This window comes from Mesorhizobium sp. Pch-S (genome assembly GCF_004136315.1).
Classification (GTDB): Bacteria; Pseudomonadota; Alphaproteobacteria; order Rhizobiales; family Rhizobiaceae; genus Mesorhizobium.
The window spans coordinates 4,947,847-4,960,229 of record NZ_CP029562.1 but is presented as its reverse complement, the minus strand read 5'-3'; the positions used below and the strand labels follow the sequence as shown (position 1 = coordinate 4,960,229).

Below are 12,383 nucleotides of genomic sequence, written 5' to 3'. Positions count from 1 at the left end.
ATATAAACATTTCTTTATGCGCTATTGACTTCATCTGACAATTGCAGGAAGGTGCAGGCGTCTAGGTTCCCCGGTCGTTGCGTGCAACGCGCCGGGGCTAAGAGGGAAGTCGGTGCCCCGTCATATTCGGGAAAGCCGAAGCTGCCCCCGCAACTGTAAGCGGTGAGCTGACGTCCAGAATGTCACTGGGGTGAAACCCTGGGAAGACGGACAGAAGCGATGACCCGCGAGCCAGGAGACCTGCCTTGGCGAAACAACGTCCACGGGCGGGGTGTCCCGGTGTGCCGTAGCGGAGGCCGCGTAGCGGACCGCCTTGCTATGTGTCCGCTGACCCATGCCCCCAACTCATTGGGGTAAGTCGTGTCTCAACCCAAAATTCAAGTCGCCACTCCCCGCATGGCCCTTGTCGCTCGCCGGCAGGTCACAATTAGTGACGACTTTACGTTTCGCCTCAAGAGTATTCGTTTCGACGAGGATTATCGCCCATCGGACAATACGCGTATCACGACCAATTTCGCCAATCTGGCCCGAGGGGAGAACCGCCAGGAAAACCTGCGCAATGCCTTGAGGATGATCGACAATCGTTTCAATGCCCTGGCGCATTGGGACAACCCCAAGGGCGATCGTTATTCTGTCGAACTCGACATCATTTCGGTTGAGATGATTATTGGCGCCGAAGGCAACAACAATGCCTTCCCGATAATTGAAATATTGAAAACAAACATCGTTGACCGAAAGACGAACGAGCGGATCCAAGGCATTGTGGGGAACAATTTCTCCTCCTACGTGCGAGACTACGACTTCAGCGTATTGCTGCCGGAGCACAACAAGAACCGCCCGGAATTCAGCATGCCGGAAAATTTCGGAGATCTGCATGGAAACCTGTTCAGAAGCTTCCTGAGCTCAGATGCCTACAAGAAGCATTTTTCCAAACCTCCGGTCATATGTCTGAGCGCTTCAAGCAGCAAGACATATCACCGCACCAAAAATCAGCACCCTGTATTGGGCGTTGAGTACCGGCAAGATGAATTGTCTTCGACGGACCACTACTTTCAGAAAATGGGAATGCAGGTCCGCTATTTTATGCCATCGAATAGCGTAGCGCCTCTGGCTTTCTATTTTATCGGCGACCTGCTTGCAGAATACACCAATCTTGAGCTGATCGGCACCATCAGTACGATGGAGACTTTTCAGAAGATCTATCGACCCGAGATCTACAACGCCAACTCGTCGGCAGGGGCGTGCTACCAGCCAAGTCTGAAACACCAGGATTATTCATTGACCCGCATCGTCTACGATCGGGAAGAGCGTAGCCGGCTGGCGATCGAGCAGGGAAAGTTCGCCGAGGAGCACTTCATCAAACCATACAAGTCCATCCTCGAGCAGTGGTCCGTCAATCACGTTCGCTGACCAACCAAAAGACAAGGCTGCCTATCATGAAAACACTGTTGCCCACGTCTACCGCCGGCAGCTTGCCAAAACCCTCGTGGCTTGCCCAGCCGGAGAAACTCTGGTCACCCTGGAAACTGCAGGATGAGGAGTTGATCGAAGGCAAGCAGGACGCTTTGCGTTTGTCCCTCGACGATCAGCGACAGGCAGGCATCGATATCGTCAGCGACGGCGAGCAGACGCGCCAGCATTTCGTCACGACGTTCATCGAGCACCTGGACGGGGTTGATTTCGAAAAACGCGAGACCGTCAGAATTCGGGATCGCTATGATGCGAGCGTCCCGACAGTCGTCGGCGCGGTGTCGCGCCAAAAGCCGGTTTTCGTTGAAGACGCCAAGTTCCTGCGCCGGCAGACCAAGCAGCCTATCAAATGGGCTCTGCCGGGTCCGATGACCATGATCGATACGCTTTTTGACAATCACTATAAGAGCCGAGAAAAACTGGCCTGGGAATTCGCCAAGATCCTCAATCAGGAAGCCAGGGAACTGGAGACTGCCGGCGTCGATATCATCCAGTTCGATGAGCCCGCATTCAATGTGTTCTTTGACGAGGTGAACGATTGGGGAGTTGCCACCCTGGAAAAGGCAATCGAAGGGCTCAAGTGCGAAACTGCCGTTCATATCTGCTACGGGTATGGCATCAAGGCCAACACAGACTGGAAGAAGACTCTCGGGTCGGAATGGCGGCAATATGAGGAATCTTTCCCCAAGCTGCAGAAATCCAGCATCGGCATGATCTCCCTGGAATGCCACAACTCTCACGTTCCAATGGATCTCATCGAACTTGTTCGCGGAAAGAAAGTGATGGTCGGGGCCATCGACGTGGCAAGCGATGTCATTGAGACGCCGGAGGAGGTGGCCGGTACTCTGCGAAGAGCACTTCAGTTTGTCGATGCCGACAAACTGTGCCCCTGCACCAATTGCGGCATGGCCCCCCTCTCCCGTCGAGTAGCCAGAGGCAAGCTGAATGCCTTGAGTGCAGGCGCGGAAATCGTTCGAAAAGAACTCACAGCCCAGGCCTGACGACTGGGGCACGTCCAGACAGCCGTGCGATGCTGTCGACTGTCTGGACATGCTTTGCCGTTCCCGCCGTAGGGAGACAGGCGGCCTTGCGCGAGCGCCTCGGTTTTGCCCGTTCCGAACGCGCCCGGGAGATCAAAATGAATATGATGCAACATCGCTTCGGCATTGTGGACAGAGCCACGTTTCGCAACGGGATGTCGCGCCTCGGCACTTCGGTCAATGTCGTCAGCACCAGTTCCGGCGGCAAGCGCTACGGGTTCACGGCCTCCGCTGTCTGCAGCGTCAGCGATACCCCGCCGACACTGCTCGTCTGTATCAATCGTGCGAGCTCATGTTTTCATGCTTTCGAAAACGCACGCTATTTCTGCGTCAACACGTTGATGCCGGGCCACGAGAACCTTTCCAACGCCTTCGGCGGAAAGACAGCGGTGGTGAACCGATTTGCGCTTGGCGAATGGACAGAAGGTCTTACGGGTGTTCCCGTCCTGACAGACGCCTCGGTCAGCTTCGAATGCGAACTCAGCAATGCCGTCGACGAGGCAACCCACCGTATCCTCTTCGGGCGCGTGGTAGACGTCCGCGAGAACGAGGAACAGGCAGCGTTGCTCTATTGCATGCGTCGCTATCTCAAAGGCTAGCCTGATACGTCGGCGAACCCTATGCCAGCGTTTCCGAGTGCCGGCTCCCAAATCGGCCGCCGTTTCTCCGCTCCCCGCTGGAGACGTGCATGGGAAAGCTTGCCGAGCAGGCTGGCGTAACCCGGTGTCGCAAGGCGGCCCGCGGCCATTGCGAACGAAACGGAAACGATGCTTCATGGCCGCATGAACATCGCCATCCGTGATTCGATCGAGGAACCTGCCTATCTGTCGAAGCTGAACGACGGCCAGAAGGCAGCGGTCCTGCACGGAGACGGTGCGGTCTGCGGACCGCTGCTGATCATCGCCGGCGCCGGTTCAGGCAAAACGAACACACTCGCCCATCGGGTCGCGCATCTCATCGTGCGCGGCGCCGATCCGCGGCGCATCCTCCTGATGACGTTCTCGCGCCGGGCGGCAACCGAGATGAGCAAGCGCGTCGAGCGCATCGCCGCCGAGGTGATGAAGGATCGTGCCGCCAGCCTGACGGAAGGCCTGACCTGGGCTGGCACCTTCCATTCGATCGGCGCGCGACTGCTGCGCGACTATGCGCTGGAGATCGGGCTGGAGCCGAGCTTCACCATCCACGACCGCGAGGATTCCGCCGACCTGATGAACCTGGTGCGGCACGAACTCGGCTTCTCAGAGACCGAAAACCGCTTCCCGACCAAGGCGACGTGCCTCTCGATCTACTCGCGCGTGGTCAACGCACAGGATGCGCTCGAAAAGGTCGTCGCCGAGTACTTCCCCTGGTGCGTTGGCTGGAGCGAGGAGCTGAAACGGCTGTTCGGCGCCTATGTCGAGGCAAAACAGCGGCAGAACATCCTCGATTACGACGACCTCCTGCTCTACTGGGCACAGATGGCAGCGGAACCGGACATCGCCGCGCATCTGTCCTCGCGCTTCGACCACATCCTCGTCGACGAATACCAGGATACCAACCGGCTGCAGGCCTCGATCCTGACCGCGATCAAGCCGGACGGGACCGGCCTGACGGTGGTGGGCGACGATGCCCAGTCGATCTATTCGTTCCGCGCCGCGGAAGTCCGCAACATCCTCGATTTCCCGACCCTGTTTCCGGCGCCCGCCGATGTGGTGACGCTCGACCGCAACTATCGTTCAACCGACGCGATCCTGAATGCGGCGAATGCGGTCATCGGCGAGGCGACCGAACGCTTCACCAAGAACCTGTGGACCGACCGCTCGTCGCACGAGAAGCCGGCCATCGTCACCGTGCGCGACGAAGCCGAGCAGGCAAGCTACATCTGCGACGAGGTGCTGAAGGAGCGCGAGACCGGAACCCTGCTCAAGCAGCAGGCGGTGCTGTTTCGCGCATCGCACCATTCCGGACCGCTCGAGGTCGAGCTGACCCGGCGCAACATCCCCTTTGTGAAGTTTGGCGGGCTGAAATTCCTCGATGCGGCCCACGTCAAGGACGTGCTTGCCGTGCTGCGCTTCGTGCAGAACCCGCGCGACCGCATTGCCGGCTTTCGGGTCATGCAGTTGCTGCCGGGCATCGGGCCTGCCGCCGCGACCCAGGCCATCGACAGCATGGAGCAGTCGCTCGACCTCGAGATGGGCCTGGCGCGTTTCGCGCCGCCGGTGCGCGCCGCAAAAGACTGGCCGCAGTTCGTCGACCTGTTCTGCGACCTGCGCCGCAACCCCGGCTGGCCGGCGGAGATGGAGCGGGCGAGGCTGTGGTACGAACCGCATCTCGAGCGCAAGCACGAGGACGCAACCGTGCGCCGGGCAGACCTGTTGCAACTCGAGCAGATCGCTTCCGGCTATCCGTCGCGCGACCGCTTCCTGACCGACCTTACGCTCGACCCGCCGAGCGCAACCAGCGACGAGGCCGGCCCGCCGCTGCTGGACGAGGATTACCTGATCCTGTCGACGATCCATTCGGCCAAGGGCCAGGAATGGACCAAGGTGTTCCTGCTCAATGCCGTCGACGGTTGCATCCCGATCGATCTCAGCGCCGGCGAACGCAAGGAGCTGGAGGAGGAACGGCGCCTGCTCTACGTCGCGATGACGCGGGCGAAGGATTCCCTGCACCTGATCGTGCCGCAGCGCTTCTACCCCTCCAGCCAGGTCGCGCGCGGCGACAAGCATGTCTATGCCTCGAAGACGCGCTTCATCCCGTCGCACATCCTGCAGCATTTCCAGCTGACGTCCTGGACCAGCCAGGCGCTGCGCGACGAGCAGTCGGCACGGCCGCGCGGCAATGTCGACCTCAAGGGCAAGATGCGTTCGATGTGGAAGTGATCGCCGCAGATCATCCGGCCGCCAGGCCTGCCCCGATGATAGTCCTGATCTCGGAGCGACAGGAGCCGCAATTGGTGCCGGCGCCAAGTTCCCTGCCGATGGCCTCCAGGCTGCGGCAACCGGCGGAAACGGCATCGGCCAGCTGGTTGACGCCGACGTTGAAGCAGGAGCAGACGATGCGGCCGGCCGACGGCACGGCGGCGGGCGCGCGGCCGGATAACAATGCCTGGCGGTCGGTCAAGGTGAGCTGCGCGCGGCTGCCAAGCAGCGACAACAGCCAGTCGCGCGCCGGCAGTTGCCCCTTCGGAGCAACCATCAGTGCTTCGGCCAGCGCGCCGTTTTCATCCACCGCCGCGGCCCGGTAGGTCAGGCCCTTGCGGTCGCGATACTCGACGAGACGATCGGGCGTGGCGAGCAGCCCCCGTGCCAGCAGGATGCCCTGGTCCGGCGTCTCGGTGCCGGCGAGCTCATAGACCCAGCCACCCGTAACGGCCGACCGGCTCCAGTGAACGAAGCCGGTCGGCCGCAGATTGCGGCGTGTGATCAGAACGCCCGCCCAGGCGATCTCCTCGCGCACGATGCGCAACGGTACGTTCTTCAGCTCCGGCTGGCCGGAATGCGGATCGGTGATCGGTGTCGCCAGCGCCCCTGCCCCGGCATTGGCGGCGAAATGGCCACTCCAGTGCATGGGCAGGAAAGCCTGGCCGGGCCGCTGCGCGTCGGTGATACGGACCCTGGCGCGGGCGGAACCATATCGTGTCGACAGATGGGCGAGATCGCCTTCGGCCAGCCCATGGGCTTCAGCGTCGAGCGGATTGAGGTCGAGCATCGGTTCCGGCGCGTTCGCCATCAGTCGCGGCACCGCACCGGTCCGGGTCATGGTGTGCCACTGATCGCGCAGCCGGCCGGTGTTGAGCATCAGCGGATGGGCGGCGCTGACAGCCAGCGCCACGCCCTCCTGCCGCACAGCGATGAAACGCGCACGGCCGTCGGGGGTCGGAAACCTGCCGTCGCCCAGGAGGCGGCCCGCCTTGCGTTCGTCGCGCGCCGGCCAGCGCCGGGGCTCGAATGTCTCGTAATCCGCGTCCGGGATGTCGGCCAGCGCGCCGAGATCGAACAGCCGCTCGCCCTTGTTCTCGAAGGCGGACAGTGCGGCATGCTCGCGGAAGATCGCGGCGGGACCGGCGAAACCGAAGGCGTTGCCAAACCCCATGCGGGCAGCGACGTCGCAGATGATGCGCCAGTCGGGCCTCACCTCGCCCGGCATGACCAGGAATGGCCGCTGCCGCGAAAGCCGGCGCTCGGAATTGGTCACCATGCCGTCCTTCTCGCCCCAGGCGGCGACGGGCAGAAGCACGTCTGCGAAACGGGTGGTGTCGGTGCGCGTCACGTCGGAGACGACGACGAAGTCGCAGGCCTTCAGCGCCGCCCGCACCCGGCCGGCATCCGGCATCGACACGGCGGGATTGGTGCCCATGATCCACAGCGCCTTGATCCGGCGATCACCAACCGCACGGAACATATCGACCGCCTTGAGCCCGGCCCTGGTCGCGATCTCCGGCGCGTTCCAGAAGCGTGCGACACGGTCGACGTCGGCCCCATTGTCGAAGTGCATATGGGCGGCAAGCTGGTTGGCCAGCCCGCCAACTTCGCGGCCGCCCATGGCGTTCGGCTGGCCGGTCACCGAGAACGGCCCCATGCCGGGCCTGCCGATCCGACCGGTCGCGAGGTGGCAATTGATGATGGCATTGACCTTGTCGGTGCCATGCGCCGACTGGTTCACGCCCTGGCTGTAGACCGTGACCACCCGCTCGGTGACAGAGAAGAGTTCGAAGAAAAAGCGGACATCGGCCGGCGCCAGGCCGCACCCCTGCGCCACATGCTCCACGCTCGGCGCATTGGCGGCAGCCAGTGCCAAGGCCTGGTCCAACCCTGTCGTGCTCTCGGCGATGTAGTGCCGGTCCAGCGCGCCGGCGCGCGCCAGATGCGCAAGCAGGCCGTTGAACAGAAGCACATCCGCGCCGGGAGCGAGCGCCAGGTGCAGGTCGCATTCGTCGGCCGTCGCCGTGCGGCGCGGATCGATCACCACGATGCGGGTGCCGCGGGCTTTGCGGGCGGCCAGCAGGCGCTGATAGAGGATTGGATGGCACCAGGCAGCGTTCGAACCGGTGAGCACGATCAGGTCGGCTTCGTCGAAATCCTCATAGACCCCGGGCACGATATCCTCGCCGAAGGCGCGGCGGTGGCCGGCGACCGACGAGGCCATGCACAGCCTGGAATTGGTGTCGATGTTGGCGGAACCAATGAAACCCTTCATCAGCTTGTTGGCGACGTAGTAGTCCTCGGTCAGCAGTTGGCCGGAGATGTAGAAGGCGACCGAATCCGGGCCGTGCTCGGCGATTGTCTGCTGGAAACGCCCGGCAACGGTGTCGAGCGCCGTGTCCCAGTCGGCACGCCTGCCGGCGATTTCCGGGTGAAGCAGCCGCCCGTCGAGGTTCAGCGTCTCGCCAAGCGCCGAACCTTTCGAACACAGCCTGCCGTGATTGGCCGGGTGGTCGGGATCGCCACGGACGGAGACCTCGTTGCCAGGTTTCGCCAGCACGCCGCACCCCACCCCACAATAGGGGCAGGTGGTGCTCGCTTCGGCGCTGCCCACAGCGGCGTTCATTCCGCTGCCTGCAGCATGGCGCCGAGCGAGATCGCGATGCGTCCCGCCTCGACGCGCACCGGGATTGTCTTCACCGAACCTTCATCGGCCCCCAACGCCTTGCCGGTTTCCAGCGAAAACACCCAGCTGTGCAGCGGACAGGTCACCGAAGCGCCATGCACGATGCCCTGGCTGAGCGGGCCGCCCTTGTGCGGGCAATGGTCCTCTATGGCGAAGACGCGGTCGTCATGCGTGCGGAAGATGCCGATCCTGCCGTTCGGGGTCTTCACGCAACGCGCGCCGCGCGGCGGAATGTCGTCGAGTATGCCGATATCCAGCCAATCCATCTTCATCACTCCGCAGCAACCCGGAAATCTGTCTCGGCCATCGGCCGGAACTCGTGCTTGTCCTTGCCGGAGACGCGTTCGGACCACGGATCGACCTGCGCGAATTTCTGGCTGAAGACGAAACGTTCGAAATAGGCCTTGCGCCTGTCGGGATCGGCCATGATCTGGCGGCGGATCTCGTCGAGACCGACGCGTTTTGCCCATTTGTAGATGCGCTCGAGATACCGCGCCTGCTCGCGGTACATCTGCACGAGTGCGACGATCGCCTCCATCGCCTCGTCCTCGCTGCGGACCAGGCCGAGCACTTCCGTGCCCTTGATGTCGAGACCGGCGGCGCCGGCGAAGTGGATCTCGTAGCCGGAGTCGACACAGATCACGCCGACATCCTTGCACGTCGCCTCGGCGCAATTGCGCGGACAACCGGAGACCGCCATCTTGACCTTGGCCGGCGTCCACGAACCCCACATGAACTTTTCGATGCGGATGCCGAGGCCGGTCGAATCCTGCGTGCCGAAGCGGCACCAGTCGGTGCCGACGCAGGTCTTCACCGTGCGCAGTCCTTTGGCATAGGCGTGGCCCGAGACGAAACCGGCCTGGCCGAGATCGGCCCATACCGCCGGCAGGTCTTCCTTCCTGATGCCCAGCATGTCGATGCGCTGGCCGCCGGTGACCTTGACGGTCGGAATGGCGAACTTGTCGACCACGTCGGCGATGGCGCGCAGCTCCGCGGCCGAGGTGACCCCGCCCCACATGCGCGGCACCACCGAATAGGTGCCGTCCTTCTGGATGTTGGCGTGGACGCGCTCGTTGATGAAGCGCGACTGGTAGTCGTCGGCATAGGCGCCCGGCCAGTCGGCGACGAGATAGTAGTTGAGCGCCGGCCGGCATTTGGCGCAGCCGCAGGAAGTCTTCCACTCCAGCTCCTGCATCAGCGCCGGGATGGTCTTCAGGCCCTTCGCCTTGATCAGCCGGCGCACCTCGTCATGACCGAGGTCGGTGCAGGCGCACATCGGCTGCACGGCGGCCGGGTTGTAGCTATCGCCCAGCACCAGCGCCATCACCTTCTCGACGAGGCCGGTGCACGAACCGCACGAGGCCGACGCCTTGGTATGGGCACGCACGTCGTCCAGCGACGTCAGGCCCTTTTTCGTGATGGTAGACGCGATCTTGCCCTTGCAGACGCCGTTGCAGCCGCAGATTTCCGCATCATCCGCCAGAGCCGCAACGGCCGCCAGAGGGTCCGCTGAAGCGCCCCCCTGGAACGCCTGCCCGAAGATTAGCGTGTCGCGCATCTCGGAGATGTCGACTTCCTTCTTCTTCAGGTCGTTGAACCAGGCGCCATCGGCCGTCTCGCCGAACAGCACCGTGCCGATGATCCTGTTGTCCTGCAGAATCACCCGCTTGTAGATGCCGGCCGCGGCATCGCGCAGGATGATCTCCTCGCGGTCCTCGCCATCGGCGAAATCGCCGATCGAATAGAGGTCGATGCCGGTGACCTTGAGCTTGGTCGGCGTGTCGGAATGCACGAAGCGCCCGTCTTCGGCACCCGCCAGCTCCGCCGCGACCACCCTGGCCATTTCATAGAGCGGCGCGACAAGACCGTAGACGCGGCCGTCCACTTCGGTGCATTCGCCGAGCGCGAAGATGTCCGGATCGGAAGTCAGCATGCGGTCGTCGGTGACGATACCGCGATTGACCTCCAGCCCTGCCTCCCTGGCGAGGCCGACATTCGGCCGGATGCCGACCGCCATGACCACCAGCGTCGCCGGGATGATCTCACCTGTGTCGAGCTCGACGCCCTGCACCTTGCCGTCGCCGACGATCTGCCTGGTGTTCGCCCTCGTCCTGACAGCGATGCCGCGCGCCTCCAGCTGCTTCTGCAGCAGGTAGCCTGCAGCCGGGTCGAGCTGGCGCTCCATCAGGGTTGGCATGACATGCAGCACGGTGACCTCCATGCCGCGTTCCTTGAGGCCGGCCGCGGCCTCCAGCCCGAGCAGGCCACCGCCGATCACCACCGCCCTGTCGCGTGACTGGGCGGCAAGCAGCATGGCGCCGACATCGTCGAGGTCGCGATAGGAGAGCACGCCCGGCATGTCCTTGCCGGGCACCGGGATGATGAAAGGCACAGAACCGGTGGCGATGACCAGCCTGTCATACGGCTCAGTCACGCCCTTGTCCGACGTGACTGTCCTGGCCACGCGATCGATCGCGACGATCCTGTGGCCCTTGTAGAGCGTGATGCCGTGCCTGATGTACCAGCCGTCGCCATGGATGACGATTTCTTCGTATTGCTTCTCGCCCGAAAGGACCGGCGACAGCATGATGCGGTCGTAGTTCACGCGCGGCTCGGCGTTGAAGATGGTGATCTGGTAACGGCCGGGCGCGGCTTCGAGCAGGTGCTCCAGCATGCGCCCCGGGGCCATGCCGTTGCCGATGATGACGAGTTTCTCTGTCATGGGTGCAGGTCCCTATTCAGCCGGCGACACGGCGGCCTGTTCGGCCAGCGCGCGGGCCTGCTCCATGCGCAGGATGGCGACATGCATCCAGACAAGGCAGGCGGCGACGATGACGAACAGCAGCATGAAGCAGCTCGACCAGACATCGGTCAGGTCGTTGAGCGCGCCGAAGGCGATGGGCAGGAAGAAGCCGCCGAGCCCGCCGATCATGCCGACAAGGCCGCCGACGGCGCCGACATTGTCCGGATAGTAGACCGGGATGTGCTTGTAGACCGCGGCCTTGCCGACAGCCATGAAGAAGCCGAGCACGAAGGCTATGGCGACGAAGGCGATCCAGCCGATCTCGAAATGGAAGGAGACCGGGCCGCTGATGCCGCGCACCGTGAAATCAGCTGCCGGCAGAGCCAGCACCGCGCAACACACCGCCGATACGGCGAAGGTCCAGTAGAGCACCATGCGCGCGCCGATCCTGTCCGACAGGACGCCGCCATAGGCGCGGAAGATGGAGCCGGGGATCGAATAGGCGGCACCCATCATGCCGGCGGTGGCGATATCGAAGCCGTAGACGCCGATCAGGTATCGCGGCAGCCAGAGCGCCAGGGCGACGAAACCGCCGAAGACGAAGAAATAATAGAGCCCGAACCGCCAGACGCGCAGGTCCTTCAGGGGTTCGAACTCAGCCCGGAAGTTACGCGGTGGGCTGGCGCCGGTGACACGCCGCTGCCGGATCACCGGATCGTCGTTGGCGCTGAACCAGAAGAAACACGCCATGAAGCCGAGCACGCAGGCCCAGATGATCGCCACATCCCGCCAGCCCAGTGCCAGCATCACAAAGGGAGCCAGGAACTTGGTGACGGCGGCGCCGACATTGCCGACGCCGAAGATGCCAAGCGCCGTACCTTGTCTCTCGGCGGGATAGAAGCGTGAGACATAGGCGACGCCGACGGCGAAGGAGCCACCCGCCAGACCGACACCGAGCGCGGCAACCAGCATCTGCGGATAGGTCTGCGCGAACGCCAGCAGGAAGGTGGCAAGTGCCGCCGCCAGCATGGTGGCGGTGTAGACCAGACGGCCACCGAAACGGTCGGTCCATACGCCGAGCACGATGCGGGCAAGCGAGCCGGAGAGGATCGGCGTGCCGACCAGCAGGCCGAATTCGGTTTCCGAAAGTCCGAGCTCCTGCTTGATGCGGATGCCGATGATCGAGAAGATGGTCCACACGGCAAAGCACACCGTGAACGACAGGGTGGACAGGGTCAGTGCATGCGTGGCTGCCGGATCCCGGCCTTGTCGAGAAGATACGCTCATTGTTCGCTCCGTATTCGGCAAGCGCCGCCGTGCGGTTGAAAACAAAAAGGCTGCCGAACAGGTCGCCGCGCGTCCGTACATCCGGGATCGCGTGGTGACCTGAACGGCAGCCTTGCCTGGTGCGCCCATCATTGGACGCAGAACTCGTGGCCCAACCCTGGGCCTCGACTGTTACAAAGCAGGATGCGTGCCAGTTTTGACTGGCATTGTTTTATGCAAAGGAATCAATGCGCTTCAGCGCATCGGCCAGGATC

Annotated in this window: 8 protein-coding genes and 1 riboswitch; of the genes, 4 read left to right on the top strand and 4 right to left on the bottom strand. The window is 63.1% G+C overall.

The window, feature by feature from the left end:
* Nucleotides 1-46: 46 nt before the first annotated feature.
* A riboswitch (cobalamin riboswitch) is annotated at nt 47-263 on the top strand.
* Nucleotides 264-426: 163 nt separating this feature from the next.
* The 4 genes from C1M53_RS23215 (at nt 427) to C1M53_RS23200 (ending at nt 5,371) form a co-directional block, all read left to right on the top strand.
* Nucleotides 427-1,410: a DUF1852 domain-containing protein gene (locus tag C1M53_RS23215; RefSeq protein ID WP_129416327.1), complete on the top strand. Its 984-nt coding sequence runs from the start codon at nt 427-429 to the stop codon at nt 1,408-1,410.
* Between the two features lie 26 nt (nt 1,411-1,436).
* Complete coding sequence (locus C1M53_RS23210) at nt 1,437-2,471, top strand: methionine synthase (RefSeq protein ID WP_129414385.1); 1,035 nt, start codon at nt 1,437-1,439, stop codon at nt 2,469-2,471.
* 86 nt (nt 2,472-2,557) lie between these two features.
* On the top strand, nt 2,558-3,109 hold the full coding sequence (locus tag C1M53_RS23205; RefSeq protein ID WP_207213035.1) for a flavin reductase: 552 nt from the start codon (nt 2,558-2,560) through the stop codon (nt 3,107-3,109).
* 183 nt (nt 3,110-3,292) lie between these two features.
* Nucleotides 3,293-5,371 (top strand): ATP-dependent helicase, encoded by a 2,079-nt coding sequence (locus tag C1M53_RS23200; RefSeq protein WP_129416325.1) that lies wholly within the window; start codon nt 3,293-3,295, stop codon nt 5,369-5,371.
* Nucleotides 5,372-5,381: 10 nt separating this feature from the next.
* Here C1M53_RS23200 and C1M53_RS23195 read toward each other — a convergent pair whose 3' ends face one another.
* From C1M53_RS23195 to C1M53_RS23180, 4 genes are read right to left on the bottom strand one after another with little or no spacing between them, the layout of a single operon-like run.
* Nucleotides 5,382-8,039: a nitrate reductase gene (locus C1M53_RS23195; protein WP_129414384.1), complete on the bottom strand. Its 2,658-nt coding sequence runs from the start codon at nt 8,037-8,039 to the stop codon at nt 5,382-5,384.
* A complete protein-coding gene (gene nirD / locus C1M53_RS23190; RefSeq protein WP_165358218.1) occupies nt 8,036-8,371 on the bottom strand; it encodes a nitrite reductase small subunit NirD in 336 nt (111 codons plus the stop codon). Before nirD ends, C1M53_RS23195 begins: the two co-directional genes overlap by 4 nt.
* The gene (nirB, locus tag C1M53_RS23185) at nt 8,371-10,821 is read right to left on the bottom strand and encodes a nitrite reductase large subunit NirB (RefSeq protein ID WP_129414382.1); all 2,451 of its coding nucleotides are present in this window, start codon (nt 10,819-10,821) and stop codon (nt 8,371-8,373) included. The genes nirD and nirB overlap by 1 nt, the downstream gene beginning before the upstream one ends.
* Nucleotides 10,822-10,833: 12 nt before the next feature.
* Complete coding sequence (locus C1M53_RS23180) at nt 10,834-12,129, bottom strand: nitrate/nitrite transporter (RefSeq protein ID WP_129414381.1); 1,296 nt, start codon at nt 12,127-12,129, stop codon at nt 10,834-10,836.
* Between the last annotated feature and the right edge of the window lie 254 nt (nt 12,130-12,383).